At 64.2% G+C, this 14,896-nt stretch carries 17 protein-coding genes and 1 tRNA gene; 9 read left to right on the top strand and 9 right to left on the bottom strand.

What is annotated here, in order from left to right; genetic code table 11:
* The first annotated feature begins 228 nt into the window (after window positions 1-228).
* Complete coding sequence (locus ABJO61_RS13785) at window positions 229-1,182, top strand: glycerophosphodiester phosphodiesterase family protein (RefSeq protein ID WP_348325945.1); 954 nt, start codon at window positions 229-231, stop codon at window positions 1,180-1,182.
* Window positions 1,183-1,240: 58 nt separating this feature from the next.
* Here the strand turns inward: ABJO61_RS13785 and infC are convergent, their stop codons facing one another.
* The 3 genes from infC to ABJO61_RS13770 all read right to left on the bottom strand — a co-directional run bounded on the left by infC (window position 1,241) and on the right by ABJO61_RS13770 (window position 3,482).
* Complete coding sequence (gene infC / locus ABJO61_RS13780; protein ID WP_348326092.1) at window positions 1,241-1,762, bottom strand: translation initiation factor IF-3; 522 nt, start codon at window positions 1,760-1,762, stop codon at window positions 1,241-1,243.
* A 186-nt stretch (window positions 1,763-1,948) separates the two neighbouring features.
* Window positions 1,949-2,317, bottom strand: coding sequence for a hypothetical protein (locus ABJO61_RS13775; RefSeq protein ID WP_348325947.1), 369 nt, complete (start codon window positions 2,315-2,317; stop codon window positions 1,949-1,951).
* Entirely contained in the window at window positions 2,310-3,482 is a 1,173-nt protein-coding gene (locus ABJO61_RS13770) for a glycosyltransferase family 4 protein (RefSeq protein WP_348325949.1), read from the bottom strand. Before ABJO61_RS13770 ends, ABJO61_RS13775 begins: the two co-directional genes overlap by 8 nt.
* Window positions 3,483-3,537: 55 nt before the next feature.
* Here ABJO61_RS13770 and ABJO61_RS13765 point away from each other — a divergent pair, with 55 nt between their 5' ends.
* Window positions 3,538-4,332 (top strand): alpha/beta hydrolase, encoded by a 795-nt coding sequence (locus ABJO61_RS13765; protein WP_348325951.1) that lies wholly within the window; start codon window positions 3,538-3,540, stop codon window positions 4,330-4,332.
* Window positions 4,333-4,535: 203 nt separating this feature from the next.
* Here the strand turns inward: ABJO61_RS13765 and ABJO61_RS13760 are convergent, their stop codons facing one another.
* Together ABJO61_RS13760 and ABJO61_RS13755 are read right to left on the bottom strand one after the other, a co-directional pair.
* Window positions 4,536-4,934: a translational machinery protein gene (locus ABJO61_RS13760; protein WP_348325953.1), complete on the bottom strand. Its 399-nt coding sequence runs from the start codon at window positions 4,932-4,934 to the stop codon at window positions 4,536-4,538.
* 86 nt (window positions 4,935-5,020) lie between these two features.
* Window positions 5,021-5,899, bottom strand: a complete 879-nt coding sequence (locus ABJO61_RS13755; protein ID WP_348325955.1) for an SDR family oxidoreductase — start codon at window positions 5,897-5,899, stop codon at window positions 5,021-5,023.
* Window positions 5,900-5,980: 81 nt separating this feature from the next.
* Between ABJO61_RS13755 and ABJO61_RS13750 the strand changes: the two genes are divergently transcribed.
* Complete coding sequence (locus ABJO61_RS13750; RefSeq protein ID WP_348325957.1) at window positions 5,981-6,760, top strand: hypothetical protein; 780 nt, start codon at window positions 5,981-5,983, stop codon at window positions 6,758-6,760.
* Here the strand turns inward: ABJO61_RS13750 and queG are convergent.
* Genes queG through ABJO61_RS13730 form a run of 4 tightly spaced genes read right to left on the bottom strand, consistent with a single transcriptional unit; the run spans window position 6,745 to window position 10,012 of the window.
* Entirely contained in the window at window positions 6,745-7,890 is a 1,146-nt protein-coding gene (gene queG, locus ABJO61_RS13745) for a tRNA epoxyqueuosine(34) reductase QueG (RefSeq protein WP_348325959.1), read from the bottom strand. The genes ABJO61_RS13750 and queG overlap by 16 nt on opposite strands.
* Entirely contained in the window at window positions 7,871-8,551 is a 681-nt protein-coding gene (locus ABJO61_RS13740) for a glutathione S-transferase family protein (RefSeq protein WP_348325961.1), read from the bottom strand. The genes queG and ABJO61_RS13740 overlap by 20 nt, the downstream gene beginning before the upstream one ends.
* A 35-nt stretch (window positions 8,552-8,586) precedes the next feature.
* On the bottom strand, window positions 8,587-9,000 hold the full coding sequence (cueR, locus tag ABJO61_RS13735) for a Cu(I)-responsive transcriptional regulator (protein ID WP_348325963.1): 414 nt from the start codon (window positions 8,998-9,000) through the stop codon (window positions 8,587-8,589).
* 4 nt (window positions 9,001-9,004) lie between these two features.
* Window positions 9,005-10,012, bottom strand: a complete 1,008-nt coding sequence (locus ABJO61_RS13730; RefSeq protein WP_348325965.1) for a complex I NDUFA9 subunit family protein — start codon at window positions 10,010-10,012, stop codon at window positions 9,005-9,007.
* A 172-nt stretch (window positions 10,013-10,184) separates the two neighbouring features.
* On the opposite strand from ABJO61_RS13730, the gene ABJO61_RS13725 reads away from it, so the two are divergent.
* From ABJO61_RS13725 to rpoN, 6 genes are all read left to right on the top strand, one after another.
* Window positions 10,185-10,271 (top strand) — tRNA-Leu (locus tag ABJO61_RS13725).
* Window positions 10,272-10,352: 81 nt separating this feature from the next.
* Complete coding sequence (locus tag ABJO61_RS13720; RefSeq protein WP_348325967.1) at window positions 10,353-10,964, top strand: ribonuclease H-like domain-containing protein; 612 nt, start codon at window positions 10,353-10,355, stop codon at window positions 10,962-10,964.
* A gap of 123 nt (window positions 10,965-11,087) precedes the next feature.
* Entirely contained in the window at window positions 11,088-11,813 is a 726-nt protein-coding gene (gene lptC, locus ABJO61_RS13715; RefSeq protein WP_348325969.1) for an LPS export ABC transporter periplasmic protein LptC, read from the top strand.
* The gene (gene lptA / locus ABJO61_RS13710; protein WP_348325971.1) at window positions 11,810-12,394 is read left to right on the top strand and encodes a lipopolysaccharide transport periplasmic protein LptA; all 585 of its coding nucleotides are present in this window, start codon (window positions 11,810-11,812) and stop codon (window positions 12,392-12,394) included. The genes lptC and lptA overlap by 4 nt, the downstream gene beginning before the upstream one ends.
* 93 nt (window positions 12,395-12,487) lie before the next feature.
* Window positions 12,488-13,291, top strand: coding sequence for an LPS export ABC transporter ATP-binding protein (gene lptB / locus ABJO61_RS13705; protein ID WP_348325973.1), 804 nt, complete (start codon window positions 12,488-12,490; stop codon window positions 13,289-13,291).
* Window positions 13,292-13,312: 21 nt separating this feature from the next.
* Window positions 13,313-14,857 carry an RNA polymerase factor sigma-54 gene (rpoN, locus tag ABJO61_RS13700; RefSeq protein ID WP_348325975.1) on the top strand — a complete coding sequence of 515 codons (1,545 nt, stop codon included), beginning with the start codon at window positions 13,313-13,315 and terminating at the stop codon, window positions 14,855-14,857.
* Window positions 14,858-14,896 lie beyond the last annotated feature (39 nt).

Genomic DNA, 14,896 nt, shown 5'->3' with positions numbered 1-14,896 from the left:
TTCTTTGCGGTCTCGAAAAAGAGATTAGGGCAACGGACGGGGGAATGCCAGAAGACAACTCACGCTACGAAGGTCTGGCGAATCTATGATGACGACCGCTGATCCTGCGACACGTGATAGAGCCGCAATGGAGCAAAAACATGGCCTCTCACGCCATTTATGTGACGACCCTAGCTTTCGCGCCGGGTCCGCTGCACCATTGCGGAGCGAATTAATGGAGACAATCAAATGAAGAAGCCGCTTCATGTGGCCCATCGCGGCGGCGCGGGGCTCTGGCCGGAAAATACGATGGCGGCCTTTGAGCGCGCCATCGCTGCCGGCGCCGATGGAATCGAACTCGACGTACATCTTTCGAAGGACGGGCTCCTCGTCGTCCATCACGACGAAAGCCTGAAGCCGTCCATCGCACGGGGACCGGACGGCGAATGGCTTGTGCGCCCGACACCGCTGCTGAAGGATCTCACCCATGAGGAAATGCAGGCCTATGACATAGGGCGGCTCTGCCCCGGGGCGGGCTATGCGGCTCGCTATCCCGATCAGTTACCCGCCGATGGCGCGCGTATTCCGCTGCTGTCGGATGTCTACGGCCTCGTGAAGGAGAAGGCCAAGGCGGGGTTCCGCCTCTATGTCGAGCTCAAGACCGCGCTTCTCGACCTTACGCAGTCGGCGGACCCGCGCGCGCTGGCCGATGCCGCGGTCGCGCTCACCCGCGAGCATGGGCTGGAAGAAACCGTTACCTTCGTCTCCTTCGACTGGCGCGCACTTGCCCGGGCGAAGGAAAAGGCACCCTATATTCTCAATGCTTTCACGACGCTGCCCTTCTTCCAGCTCGACCCGGAAGATGCCTCCGCCGCGCGGGATGTGCCGGGTTCGCAGGACGATCTCATCCGCCAGGCTTCCGCCAATGGCGCGCCGTGGATGAACGGCTACGACTGGCGCAACCAGAACGGCGCGACATTCGTCGAACGCATGCTGCGCGCCATCGCTTCGGGCCCCGCCGATGGCTGGTTTTCATGGGCGGGCGACGTAACGCCGGAGACGGCGGCGCAGGCAAGAGCGCTCAGCCTTGCCGTCTCCTGCTGGACGGTCGACGAAGAAGCGGAGATGAAGCGGCTCGCGGCGCTCGGCGTCGAGGCGATCCTCACCGACCGCCCGGACAGGCTGGCAAAGGTTCTCGGCTGACCTCGAAAGAAAAAGGCCCGGCAGTGCCGGGCCTTTCCTCATTCGCGATGCGGCTGCCTCAGCGCGGCGCCAGCACCATGATCATCTGACGGCCTTCGAGGCGGGGGTAGAGCTCGACCTTGGCGATCTCGTCCACCTGCTCCTTGACCTTGTTCAGGAGCTGCATGCCGAGTTCCTGATGCGCCATTTCGCGGCCACGGAAGCGAAGGGTCACCTTCACCTTGTCGCCTTCCTCGAAGAAACGAAGCATGGAGCGCATCTTCACATCGTAGTCATGCACGTCGATGTTCGGGCGCATCTTGATTTCCTTGACCTCGACGGTCTTCTGCTTCTTGCGCGCCTCATTGGCCTTTTTCTGGGCCTGATATTTGAATTTCCCGTAGTCGAGAAGCTTGCATACGGGAGGCTTCGCGTTGGGCGACACCTCGACCAGATCCAGCCCGGCCTCTTCGGCCATGCGGATCGCTTCGTCGGTGGGAATAACGCCGCGCTTTTCGCCCTCGGCGTCAATGAGCAACACGGTCGGCTCATCGATCATGTCGTTTATGCGCGGGCCCTCTTTCGTGGGCGGCGCCTGCATCGGTCTGCGAGCTATGAACACTTCTCCTTCTATCGGTCTGGATGCCTGATCGCGCCCGGGAAAAGGGCATGACACCGGGACAATTCAACCGCCCGGGCGTTCCGCTCCGTTCCCGGCGGTGCCCCACACGGACACCTTCCAGAAAATTCCTGCACAGCTATAGATTTGAAGCCACCCGCCCGCAAGTCAAGAAAGGTGCGGGCCTCCGGCCTCGAAGGCCTCTCCGGGCGCTCTTTCGTGCCATTGTGGCCTCGGCCACACACACAAACGCATAAAGCGCGTCGCCCGGCTACCTTCAAGATCATAAATATGGGGCGCAGAGGCCCATGACAAGCGCCGCGCCCGTGCGAGAAAGGCGCCGGCGCCCCGCGCCGCGCCGTCTTCCCAGCTCATATCGGCAAGATCGCCAGCCTTTCGGCGGCCTTCGGGCGTGGTCAGCAGAATCAGGCGGGCCCCCTCATGCGCCGCCCTGATCGTGGCAAGGGCGGCCCGCACATGGGCCTCGCCGCCCGCACCCAGCCAGATCGCGACCACCGCCCTGCCCGTATCAGCCACGGCGCTTCGCGATCAATTGCGCATAAATCCCGAGGGTCGCATCGCACATCGCGCCCACCGAATAATGCGCCCGCGCATTTGCGAGGCCTGCCTCACCCATCGCCGCGCGGGCTTGTGCGCCCATCTCCATCGACCGGGCCATCGCGTCGGCCAGTGCGCCCGCATCGCCGGGCGCCACGCGAAAGCCCGTCTTGCCCTCGATCACGGTTTCGCGCTGCCCGCCCGCATCCGACACGATGACCGGGCGCGAGGCCGCCTGCGCCTCCACCGCCGTCCGTCCGAAGGGCTCTGCCTTGATCGACGGCGACAGCACGACATCGCCAAGCGCGTAAGCCGCCGCCATGTCCTCGCCATGCCCGACAAGGCGTACCCGGCCCTGAAGCCCCGCCGCCTCGATGGCGCTTTCGAGTTCGCCGATATAGCCGTCGCGCCCTTGCGCATCGCCTGCCAGCAGCAGCGTGAAATCGCTTGAGCCCCGCTCGACGAGCAGTCGCGCCGCCTCGATGGAAACCAGTTGCCCCTTCCAGCGCGTCAGCCGCGCCGCATGCACGAAGACGGTGCCGGATTGCCCGCCCACGCCCCAGCGCCGCGCCAGCGCCTCGACGCGCGAGGGCGTCACATTTGCATAGGTTTCGAGGTCGATGCCGCGCGGCACGGTGAAGATGCGGCCTTCATCGGGCGCATGAACGGCGCGGATATTTTCTGCCGTATAGGCGGAATTGGCGATCACGGCATCGCCGCGCACCATCACCGAATTATAGAAGACCTTGAGGCGCGGCTTCTCATGCACACGCGAATGATAGGTCGTGACGAAGGGCACCTTCGCGCGCCGCGCCGCCGCCAGCGCGCTCCAGGCGGGCGCCCGGCTGCGCGCGTGAACGAGGTCGACATTCTCGCGTGCGATCACGCGGGCCAGCCGCTCGACATTCAAGGCCATGACGACGGGGTTCTTCGAATGCACAGCCATGTCGAGATGTTCGGCGCCCAGCACCGCCAGTTCCGGCACCATCCGCCCGCCCCGGCTCGCGACGAGGGCGCGGCCGCCCGCCGCCACGACCGCGCGCGCCACATCGATCGTGGTGCGCTCCGCCCCGCCGGTTTCGAGCGCGGGCACGACCTGGAGAACCGTCGGGCGGGGCGAGAGATTTTCGAAGGGGTTGGCCAAGCGGGGGAATCCCTGTTGGATGCTTGTCGAAAACGACGACTCGGAAAATCCGACAATGACCGACAGCCCTGCCCCCCGCAAGCTTGCCCGCCCCGGTTATGAAGGTAGCGCGCAAGAAGACCTCGCCTATCTGATCGAGGCGCCGGAAACACCGGCTCACGGCACCGGCCTCACCTGGCTCGGCGGCTTCAAGTCGGACATGACGGGTACGAAGGCCACCGCACTCGCGGACTGGGCGCGCGCCGCCAACCGTCACTTGCTGCGCTTCGACTATTACGCACACGGGGCATCCACCGGCGATTTCCGCAAGGCGACCATCGGGCGCTGGCTCGACGATGCGCTTGCCGCCATCGACCAGCTCGCCGAAGGCCCGCAGGTACTGATCGGGTCCAGCATGGGCGGCTGGATGGCGCTTCTCGCCGCGCTGGCGCGACCCGGGCGCGTGAAAGGCCTCGTCCTCATCGCGCCCGCGCCGGACTTCACGCAAGAGCTGATGTGGAAGGGATTTTCAGACGAGGTGAGAGAGACGCTCACGCGTGACGGTCTCTACCGCGAGCCCTCCGATTATGGTGACGAGCCTTATGAGATCACCATGAAGCTGATCGAAGAGGGGCGAAACCACCTCATTCTCGACAAGCCGATCCCGCTCACCTGTCCCGTGCGCATCCTGCAAGGCATGAAAGACCCGGACGTGCCGTGGCAACATGCGATGCGTCTGTTGGACGCGCTCGAAAGCACCGACGTCACCATCAATCTTTCAAAATCAGGCGATCACCGGCTTTCGACGCCGCAAGATATTGCGCGCCTCACGCAGACGATAGAAGCGCTGCTGGTAGAAATAGAAACCTGACCGCGCGTCGGGCCTCTCATCCCACCCTCCCCTTGGGGAGGGTCGATAATTTGTAAGCGAAGCGAAACAAATTTCGGGGCGGGGGCTGCGTTGCTGCACTCACCTCCATGCGCCGTCTCTTCCGCTCCCCCCGCCCCAAACCGCTTTCAGCGGTTTGACCCTCCCCGAGGGGAGGGTGAGACGAAAACGGTAGCGGATCGAAATCAATCCACCTGTGGCAGCATCCGGTCGGCTTTACGGAAATAGGCGCGCGCGAAGTCGAGCAATTGCCCGTCGCTTGGATGATCGACCGTCTCGATGCCGACGACATGCTCGGCAATTGCAGCATGTTTCGCCTGCAACCGCTTCAGGAAGCCGAGCTTCGCATTGGCCGGTCCAACGACGAGAATTTCGCCCGCACCGATGAGCTTTTCCGCCACTTCGTCGAAAAACGCACCATCTTCGGATTCGCGCCAGCTTGCCTTGCCCGTGCGCGCCGACTGCTTGCGCGTCGCCTTGTGCTTCACCGTCACCTTGTCGGCATTCGCATCCTCGGCGTTGAAGTCCAGAATACGCGCCTCGTGATGGTCGATCCAGACAACGGCATGGAAATGTTGGGTCATGGCGGCCTCCCTGTGAATTTCCGCCAGTATAACCCCTTGGCCCCTCCCTGCGCTGCGGCAGAATGGCCTGCGTCGGAACGCCCTTCTCAGACCGTCGCGAGCAGCGCCTTCAATCCCTCGCGGTAGGTCGGATAGGCAAGCTTCACACCCAGCTCTTCATGAAGCCGTGCATTCGAGACGCGCCGCGATGCCATGTAGAAGCTCCGCGCCATGGGTGACAAACCGGCTTCATCGAAGGGGATCTCGGGGGGCGGGGTGCGTTCCAGAAGTTCCGCCGCATAGGCAACGACGACAGGCGCGGGCGCCGGTTCGTCGTCGCAAACATTATAGATCGCGCCGGGATTGGGCCTCGCCATGGAGGCTTCCAGCACATTCGCGATATCCTCCACATGGATGCGCGAGAAAATCTGCCCTTCCTTCACGATCCGCTTTGCCGTGCCGTCGATCACGCCCTGAAGCTGGTTGCGGCGCGGCCCGTAGATCCCGGCAAGCCGAAAGATGTGGAGCGGCAGCGCGCTTTCCGCCGCGAGCGCTTGCCATTCGCGCTCCGCTGCGGCGCGGCGGTCGCTTCGCGTCACATTCGGGTCAAGCGGCGTCTCCTCGCTCACCCAGCCGCCCTTGCGGTCGCCATAGACGCCGGTGGTCGAAAGATAACCCGCCCATTTTATCTGCGGCGCGATCCGCTTCAGGAGGTCGCGATGCGCCGCAAGGACGGGGTCGCCCGCTTCTCCCGGCGGGGTCGAGATCAGCAGATGCGTCACGCCCTCAAGCGCGCCCTCCGGGTCGGCCAGCGGCTTGCCGCCATCGAAAATGAACGGCTCGATGCCCTTGTCCCTCAGCGTCGAGGCCTTTTCCTCGCTGCGGCAGGTGCCCGCAAGCGCAAAGCCGCGCGCCGCAAGGCGGTCCGCGAAGACCCGCGCGCTGTAGCCGCAGCCGAAACAAAAGAGCTTTCCTTCACCCGGCATCGTTTCCTGTTCCTTCTTTCACTCGCAAAAAGACGCGGCTTTCACTTGCAAGAAAGAGGCGGCGGGGTAAGGCTGTGCGTCATGAAAAACCAGTCCATGCAGCGCCCTGCTTTCGGCCTTCTTCTCGCATCCGTCCTTCTTCTCGCACCGGTAGCGGCGCGCGCGCAAGAGACGCAGGCAAGCCCCGAGAATTACGAGGCCTGCGTGGCGCTTGTCGAAAGCGACGCCTCGGCGGCGCTCGGCATGGCAAAATCCCTGAAGGCGCAGCGCGGCGAGGCGGAAGCGGGCGGTACGCATTGCGAGGCGCTGGCGCTGATGAAGCTCGGCCGCGCGGCGGAAGCGGGCGACGCCTTTTTCGATCTGGCCGAGCGGCTGCTGCGGGCCGACGATGCGCTTCGCTCCGATGTCTATGCGCAGGCAGGCGACGCCTGGGTGCTGGCGGGCGAGTTCAAGCCGGCCATCCGCGCCTATGACAATGCGATTGCGCGCACACCGGGCAGTGCCACCTTCTATGAAGGCCGCGCGCGGGTGAAGGGTCTGGCGGGAGAATGGGAGGGCGCGCGCGACGATGCGGCGGAAGCCCTCGCGCTTGAGCCGAATTTTCCAGCCGCCCTGCTGATCCGGGCCGCAGCGAACCGCACGCTCGGCTATCCGCGCGCCGCGCTGGTCGACGCCAATAATGCCGTCAAACTCAATCCGCACAGTCTCGACGCGCTGCTCGAACGCGGTCTCGTTCACCAGGCGCTGGGCGACAAGCCGAGCGCATGGGGCGACTGGTCGAAAGTCGTGAAATACGCGAAGGACACGGGCCACGAGGAAGATCCGGCCGCCCTTGCCGCCGCGCATTACCTCAGCCAGTAGCGCCACTCGCCGCGCACGTCTTCGTCTTCCTCGGCTTGCGCCGACGCCGACGCGCGCTCTTGCGCCTCATCGGGCGCCAGGCGTCCAAGCGCCCAGACCGCCATGGCGCGCACCAGCGGCGACAAATCGCCGAGCAATGCACGCGCTTCTTCCGCCAGCTCCTTCTCGCGCGAATTACCGATCGCGATCAGCACATTTCGTACAAAACGGTCGCGGCCTATGCGTTTGACCGGCGAGCCGGAAAAGAGCGACCGGAACGCCGCATCGTCAAGCCGGGCCAGTTGCGCCAGCAGCGGCGCCTTCAGTTCCTCTCGCGCATGGAACGCTTCCTCGCGTGTGCGGCTGGCAAACTTGTTCCAAGGGCATACGGCCAGGCAATCGTCGCAGCCATAGATGCGGTTGCCCATCGGCGCGCGGAATTCGCGCGCGATGTGCCCCTTGTGCTCGATGGTGAGATAGGAGATGCAGCGCCGCGCATCGAGTTCATATGGCGCCGGAAAAGCCTTCGTCGGACAGACATCGAGACAGCGGCGGCATTCGCCGCAACGGTCGTCATGGGCCTCGTCCGCTTCGAGGTCGAGCGTCGTGAAAATCGCGCCGAGGAAAAACCACGAGCCGAGCCTGCGCGAGACGAGGTTGGTGTGTTTGCCCTGCCAGCCAAGACCCGCGGCGGCCGCGAAGGGCTTTTCCATCACCGGCGCGGTATCGACAAAGACCTTCACATCCGCGCCGCTCGTCTCCGCCAGCCAGCGCGCCACCTGTTTCAGCCGCTTTTTCACGAGGTCGTGGTAGTCGCGGTTCTGCGCATAGACGGAAATCGCCGCGCGGTCCCGATGCTCAAGCGTCTCCAGAGGATCGCTGTCCGGCCCGTAATTCATCGCCAGCATGATCACGGATTTCGCCTCCGGCCATAATGTGCCGGGGTCGGCGCGGCGCGCCGCCGTTTCCGCCATCCAGCCCATCTGCCCGTGACGGCCGAGATCGAGCCAGCGATCCAGTTTTGCGGGCAGGTCGGCGCGGGCGCCGCTGCGCGCAATGCCGATATCGTCGAAGCCCGCCTCTTTCGCGCGGACGGCAAGCGCCTCGCGCAATGCCGTCAGGCTGCCTGGGTCAGAAGTCGAGATTGGCATAGAGTTTCGGCGGCGGCATGCCGGCCACATGGTCCGCGAGGATGCCGCGAAAGCCGGGGCGCGACTTGATGCGCACATACCAGTCCTTCGCGCCCTGATACTGCGCCCAGGGCACATCGCCCACATAGTCGAGGCAGGAGAGATGCGCGGCGGCGGTGAGATCGGCCAGCGTCAGCGCCTCGCCTGCCAGCCAGTTCCGTTCTTCCATCAGGTAGCAGATATAGTCGAGATGGTAGCGCAGGTTGTGAAGCGCCGCGCGCACCACCGTCATGTCGGGCGCGCCGCCGCCTTCCGCCGTGCTCAGAAAGCGCCGCGTCACCTTTTCGAAGATCAGTCCGTCCGACACTTCCTGCGCGAATTTGCGGTCGAACCAGTCGACGAGACGGCGCACCTCCGCGCGTTCCGCCGGCTCTTCCGGCAGGAGCTTCAATTCCGTCGAGGTTTCTTCGAGATATTCGCTGATCGGCATCGAGCCCGAAATCGGTTCACCGCCATCTTCCATCAGCACCGGCACCTCGCCCGCCGGGTTCAGCATCAGGAATTCCTCGCGGCGTTCCCAGTCGCGCTCCTCCACCAGCTCGAAGTCGAGGCCCTTTTCGGCCATGACAAGGCGCACCTTGCGGCAGGCGGGGGAAATCGGCAGATGATAAAGCTGGCGCATGAAATCGCAGGGTCCGCAGGCGTTGTTGCTTGTCGTTATTTCGCGTCGGTGCCGGGCGTATTGCCGGCGGCAAGTTCCTCGATGATCGGGCAGTCGGGCCGGTCGTCGCCCTGGCATTTATGCATGAGCGTCGAGAGCGTCGCCCGCATGGCGCGCAGGCTCCCGATCTTTTCGTCGATCTCGGCGACATGGGCCGCCGCAATCGCCTTCACATCCGCACTGGAGCGCTCACGGTCGCGGTAAAGCGCGAGCAGATCGCGGCATTGCGCCACCGTGAACCCCAGCGAGCGCGCGCTCGCAATAAAGCGCAGCGTATGTACATCCTCGTCCGAATAGGCCCGGTAGCCGTTCGCATTGCGGTCCGCGCTCTCGATCAGCGCGATGTCCTCGTAATAGCGAATGGTCTTGGCGGGTACGCCGGAGCGCGCCGCCGCCTCTCCGATGTTCATGCTCTCAGCTCGCGTTGATGCGCTCGAACTGCCCGCTGCGACGGAAACGGTAGAGATAGGTCGGCAGCACGATTTCGAGGGCGGTCGGCTGAACGCCGAGGCCGCCGAGTGTGCGCCCTTCGCTTTCGGCCGCCTCGCTCACCACATTGTCGATGGCGAGCAGCCGCACCTGATCCGGCGTCAGCGGCGGATTGGGAATGAACTGCGTGAAGAAGGCCATGAACTTCGCCGCGAATGCGGGCACCGGCAGCAAGATGCGCTTGCGGGCAATATTCACCAGCAGGTCTTCCATCAGTCCACGGAAGGTTTTCACTTCGGGGCCGCCGAATTCATAGGTCTTGCGTTCCGTGCCGTCGCGCTCGACGAGCCGCGCCACGCCTTCCGCCACATCCTTCACATAGACGGGCTGGAGCTTCATGCTTCCGCCGCCGATCAGCGGCAGCATGGGAGAAAACCGCGCCATTGCGCCGAAGCGGTTGAAGAAATCGTCTTCCGGTCCGAAAACGATGGAGGGGCGCACGATCACCGCCGCGGGGAATGCCTGACGCACTGCCTTTTCGCCCGCAGCCTTGGCGCGGCCATAGTCGGACGGGCTCTTCTCGTCGGCGCCGATCGCGGACACATGGACGAGCTTCTTCACGCCCGCTTCCGAGCAGGCGCGTGCGACGCGGCCCGCGCCTTCCGCCATCACGGCGTCGAATGTCTGCTTGCCGCTTTCATGCAGCAGGCCGACGAGATTAACGACCGCGACCGCGCCGCGCACAGCCATGCGCACGGACGCCTCGTCGCGAATATTCGCCTGGACGGGCTCGACCTGCCCGACAACGCCCATGGGCCGAAGATAATGGGCATCGTTCGGGCGGCGCACCGCCACGCGAACCCGGTAGCCGCGCCGCGCCAGGGCGTGAACGATATGGCGGCCGAGGAAGCCCGAACCGCCGAAGACCGTCACCATGCCCGCCGTCGGCCGCATGCTCTCCATCATTTCCCGGTCTGCGCTGTCCACGTCCATCTGCCCATGCCTTTCGTCTGAACGTCCCGCCGGGCCCGTTATTCCCGCCGGGCGCGGCATTCGCCCCCTTGATAGCCTATGCGGGCGGCGCGGCAAAGAGCGCGCAAACATGACCGGCGCGCGCGTCCTCCATTGACATTGCCTCGGGCCCTATTTAAGCAACTGCGCACGTGCCCAGGTGGCGGAATTGGTAGACGCACCAGCTTCAGGTGCTGGCGCTCGCAAGGGCGTGGAAGTTCGAGTCTTCTCCTGGGCACCATTCCTTTCCCGCGGCGGCTTTCCTCCATCATGGAATGCCGCTGCTCGCCGGCCCCCGCCAGGGGCCAAGCGGAGCCAGAACATGGCGGTCACGCTGCACAGGGGCGATCTTCCGGCAGACCTCGATTTCGGTTCGAGCGTCGCGGTCGATACCGAGACGATGGGGCTCAAGCCCGAGCGTGACCAGCTCTGCGTGGTTCAGCTTTCGGCCGGCGACGGCAACGCCCATATCGTGCAGCTCGACCGGGGCACCTATAACGCGCCCAATCTGCGCGCGCTGATGGGCAATCAGGACGTCCTCAAGATTTTCCATTTTGCGCGTTTCGACGTCGCGATGATGCAGCGCTATCTCGGCGTCGTCACCTCGCCGGTCTATTGCACCAAGGTCGCCTCCAAGCTCGTGCGCACCTATACGGACCGCCACGGCCTCAAGGATCTCGCCCGCGAACTGGCGAATGTCGACATGTCGAAGCAGCAGCAGAGCTCCGACTGGGGCGCACGCGACCTCACAGAGGCGCAGCTTGCCTATGCCGCCTCCGACGTTCTGCACCTGCACGATATCAAGGCCGTGCTCGACGAGATGCTCGCCCGCGAGGGCCGCACGGAACTCGCCAAGGCCTGCTTTGCCTTCCTGCCGGTGCGCGCCGCGCTCGACCTCGCCGGCTGGCCGGAAGAAGACATCTTCTCCCACTGACCGCCACCCCCAGGGCATTCCGGCGCGTTAATTGACGCATTATGGCGCTTCCGCGCATACTGACGGCCCGCTTCGGCGGGTATTTTCGTGCCCGTCACACGGGCAGGTTGGAGCGAACAAGGCATGAGCGAGCGATCCGGCGACGACAGGCCCGGCGAGAACAGGCCCGGCGCCGGAGCGATCCGCAAGAGGCCGTCGCGCGCATCGGGCGCCCCGTCCTATCGCGGCCGCACCGAGCGCCGCGAGGGCCGCTACAGCCGCTTCGTCTCGCTGATGAAAATTGCGCTGCCGCTCGGCGCCTTCCTGCTCCTCATCGTCGTCCTGTTCTATTCCGGCGTCTTCCGCGGCAAGGACGGCCTCGACACGGCCTTCCACGAGATCGACACGCAACCCGGCGATCTGCGCATGGTCAGCCCCCGCGTGGCGGGCCTGACGGGCGACGGAACGCCCTATGTCGTCACCGCCGACAATGCGACGCAGGATCCCTCTCAGCCCAACTTCGTCACCTTCGACAATATCCAGGCCGACGTGAAGGCGGACAGCGAGGAGAACTGGCTGTCGCTGACGGCCTCGCAGGGGCGCTACAATTCCGAAACACAGATGCTCGACCTCACGCAGAAGATCGATATCTTCACGACATGGGGCTACGAGATGCATGGCGAGCAGGCCACCGTCGATTTCGAGCGGGGGACGCTCGTGAGCGAATCCGAAGTGCAGGGCCACGGCCCTTTCGGGACGCTGCGCGCCGACCGGATGAGTGCCGATCATGCGACGCAGGTGCTTCGCTTCGACGGCAACGTGAAAATGCTGATCCTGCCGGATCAGCCGAGTCAGGGGGAACAAGAGTGAAAGCCCATTCGAAAGCAGGCCAGCCGGTGACCGGATCGAAAAACCGGTATGGGGCGGCTGCGGCGTGCGCGCTTCTGCTTGCCGGTCTCCTCCACGCGCTTCCCGTCGCCGCACAGGAAAACGTGCTGGGCGGCGGCTTCCGCACCGATCCCAGCCAGCCCATCGAGGTCGAGGCGGATGCGCTCGAAGTCCAGAACGACAGGAAAAGCGCGACCTTCAGCGGCAATGTCCGCGTCGTCCAGGGCGATATCCGCCTGAAATCGGACCGGCTCACCGTCTTCTATTCGAACGGGCAGTCAGCCGGTCAGGCGGGTGGCTCGCGCATCAGCAAGATCGCCGCTTCCGGCAATGTCCTCGTCTCCGCGCCCGACAACCAGACCGCGAGCGGCGACTGGGCGAACTATCTCGTCGGCACGCGCCAGCTCGAAATGGGCGATTCCGTCACCCTTCGCCAAGGCGAAAACATTATTCGCGGCTCGCGGCTCACCGTCGACCTCGCAGGGGGCCGCGCCCGCGTAACGGGTGGAGAAAATGGCGGAAGCGGGCGGGTAAAAGGTCTTTTCCAGCCCCCGTCGGAGTAAAATTCCGAAAGAAGGCTTGGTTAATCCCTTCACTTCATACAATTTTAATGCCAAGTGACGTTTGATGGCATTGTTAATGAGAAGTGGGGTCCTATGACGGGCGAAACGGGGACAATCGGCAAAGATGAAGCGACCGCAGGCGAAGGCCGGGGCGGACCGCATCTCGTGGCCGAAAATCCGGGCCTCTCGGTCGAGAAGATCGGCAAGAGCTTCAAGGGCCGCCCGGTCGTTCGAGGCGTCAGCTTCGATGTCCAGCGCGGCGAGGCCGTCGGCCTTCTGGGCCCCAATGGCGCGGGCAAGACCACCGTCTTCTACATGATTACCGGGCTCATCGCGCCGGACTACGGCACGATCCTGCTCGACGGGCACGATGTGACCGATTTCCCGATGTACCGGCGGGCGCGCCGGGGTATCGGCTATCTGCCGCAGGAAGCCTCGATCTTCCGGGGCATGACCGTCGAACAGAACCTTCGCGCCGTGCTTGAAGTCGTCGAACCGGACCGCGACCGCCGCGAGGCCGAACTCGACGACCTCCTCGCCGAATTCTCGATTACCCATCTTCGCCGTACGCCCGCCATCGCCCTGTCGGGCGGTGAGCGCCGCCGCGTGGAAATCGCGCGCGCGCTCGCAACGCAGCCCTCCTTCATGCTGCTCGACGAACCCTTCGCCGGCATCGACCCGATTGCAATCGGCGACATCCGCGATCTCGTCGCCCATCTGAAGGATCGCGGCATCGGCGTGCTGATCACGGACCATAATGTGCGCGAGACGCTCGAACTCATCGACCATGCCGTCATCATCCATGACGGCACGGTTCTGATGGAGGGCGATCCCGCCGACATCGTCGGCAACGAGGATGTACGGCGGCTTTATCTCGGCGAACGGTTCAGCCTGTAGTGGCAAGGGGCTGACAGGGGCATGGCACTAGCACCGAGACTCGAGCTTCGCCAGGGACAATCCCTGGTCATGACGCCTCAGCTTCAGCAGGCGATCAAGCTGCTGCAGCTGTCGAATCTCGAACTTGCCGACTATGTCGAGCAGGAGCTTGAGCGCAATCCGCTGCTCGAAGCGGGCACCGCCGAGCCCGCCGAGCGCAACACCGAGCGCGATGCCCATGAAGGCGAGCGCGAACAGGTGATCTCCTCGGAGACCTCGCTCACGCTCAGCGAAGATGGCCCCCCTCCCGGCCGCGATGGCGAACTCGATACGGATTACGACAACGTCTATGCCGATGAGAGCCGTTCCGATGCGCAGAACGATGCGGCTGCGGCTGCAACGCCCGGACAGACATCGTCGGACTGGCAGAACGTCAAGGGCGGCAGCAGCGGTGGCGGCAGCGGCGACGGAGATTTCAGTTTCGAGGCAACGCTGGCGCGCGAAGCGACGCTTGCAGAGCATCTCACCGAACAGATGCATACGGCGCTGAAGACACCGGGCGACCGCCTGATCGGTTCCTATCTGATCGACCAGGTGAACGAGGCGGGCTACATGACCGCCGATGTCGCAGAGGTCGCCGAACGCCTCGGCACCGATGTCGAGGATGTCGAAGCGGTGCTGCAGGTCTTGCAGTCCTTCGATCCGACCGGCATCTGCGCGCGCGACCTGAAGGAATGTCTCGCGCTGCAACTGGCCGAGCGCGACCGCCTCGATCCCACGATGCAGCTTTTCCTCGAACATCTCGAACTTTTTGCGCGGCGCGACTTCGAGCAGCTCATGAAGATCACGGGTGCCGACCGCGAAGACATTGCGAGCATGGTGGAGGATATTCGCGCCTGCAATCCCAAGCCCGGTCTCGCCTTCGGCACGGAGCCGGTTGTGCCTGTCGTGCCGGACGTTTTCGTGCGTTCGCGCGCGGATGGAAGCTGGGCCGTCGAGATCAATTCGGAAACGCTGCCGCGCGTTCTCGTCAATCAGCAATATTATGCGGAAGTCACGAAGCTTTCGGGCGACCAGAGCGCCAAGGCCTATATTTCCGAGTGCCTCAACAATGCGAACTGGCTGGTGAAAAGCCTCGACCAGCGCGCCCGCACCATCCTGAAAGTCGCCTCCGAGATCGTGCGTCAGCAGGATGCCTTCCTCGTCCACGGTATCCAGCATCTGAAACCGCTCAATCTCAAGACCATCGCTGAAGCGATCTCGATGCACGAATCGACCGTGTCGCGTGTCACCGCGAACAAATATGTCGCGACGCCGCGCGGTATCTTCGAGATGAAGTATTTCTTCACCTCCTCCATCGCCTCCTCGTCGGGCGGTGCGGCGCATTCGGCCGAGGCCGTCCGCCACCGCATCAAGGAACTGATCGACGTGGAGCGCCCCGATGCCGTCCTTTCCGACGACAACATCGTCGATATCCTGAAAGGCCAGGGCGTGGACATCGCCCGGCGTACCGTCGCCAAGTATCGGGAAGCACTCAACATTCCCTCTTCGGTGCAACGCAGGCGCGAAAAAAAGGCCTATGCCTGAGTCTTTCCAGACTCACTTTCGAGCCCCCGCTCGTGCCTC

The sequence above is a fragment of the Parvibaculum sp. genome, assembly GCF_039973015.1.
Classification (GTDB): domain Bacteria; phylum Pseudomonadota; class Alphaproteobacteria; order Parvibaculales; family Parvibaculaceae; genus Parvibaculum.
Note: the sequence above shows the minus strand (reverse complement) of the source record. Positions and strands in the feature narration are given on the sequence as shown.

Bases quoted from the DNA above. Each gene is read 5' to 3' on its own strand.
- ABJO61_RS13785 (WP_348325945.1), top strand. From the start codon at position 229: ATGAAGAAGCCGCTTCATGTGGCCCATCGCGGCGGCGCGGGGCTCTGG.
- infC (WP_348326092.1), bottom strand. From the start codon at position 1,762: ATGCAGGCGCCGCCCACGAAAGAGGGCCCGCGCATAAACGACATGATC.
- ABJO61_RS13765 (WP_348325951.1), top strand. From the start codon at position 3,538: ATGACCGACAGCCCTGCCCCCCGCAAGCTTGCCCGCCCCGGTTATGAA.
- ABJO61_RS13760 (WP_348325953.1), bottom strand. From the start codon at position 4,934: ATGACCCAACATTTCCATGCCGTTGTCTGGATCGACCATCACGAGGCG.
- ABJO61_RS13755 (WP_348325955.1), bottom strand. From the start codon at position 5,899: ATGCCGGGTGAAGGAAAGCTCTTTTGTTTCGGCTGCGGCTACAGCGCG.
- ABJO61_RS13750 (WP_348325957.1), top strand. From the start codon at position 5,981: ATGAAAAACCAGTCCATGCAGCGCCCTGCTTTCGGCCTTCTTCTCGCA.
- queG (WP_348325959.1), bottom strand. From the start codon at position 7,890: ATGCCAATCTCGACTTCTGACCCAGGCAGCCTGACGGCATTGCGCGAG.
- ABJO61_RS13740 (WP_348325961.1), bottom strand. From the start codon at position 8,551: ATGCGCCAGCTTTATCATCTGCCGATTTCCCCCGCCTGCCGCAAGGTG.
- cueR (WP_348325963.1), bottom strand. From the start codon at position 9,000: ATGAACATCGGAGAGGCGGCGGCGCGCTCCGGCGTACCCGCCAAGACC.
- ABJO61_RS13730 (WP_348325965.1), bottom strand. From the start codon at position 10,012: ATGGACGTGGACAGCGCAGACCGGGAAATGATGGAGAGCATGCGGCCG.
- ABJO61_RS13720 (WP_348325967.1), top strand. From the start codon at position 10,353: ATGGCGGTCACGCTGCACAGGGGCGATCTTCCGGCAGACCTCGATTTC.
- lptC (WP_348325969.1), top strand. From the start codon at position 11,088: ATGAGCGAGCGATCCGGCGACGACAGGCCCGGCGAGAACAGGCCCGGC.
- lptB (WP_348325973.1), top strand. From the start codon at position 12,488: ATGACGGGCGAAACGGGGACAATCGGCAAAGATGAAGCGACCGCAGGC.
- rpoN (WP_348325975.1), top strand. From the start codon at position 13,313: ATGGCACTAGCACCGAGACTCGAGCTTCGCCAGGGACAATCCCTGGTC.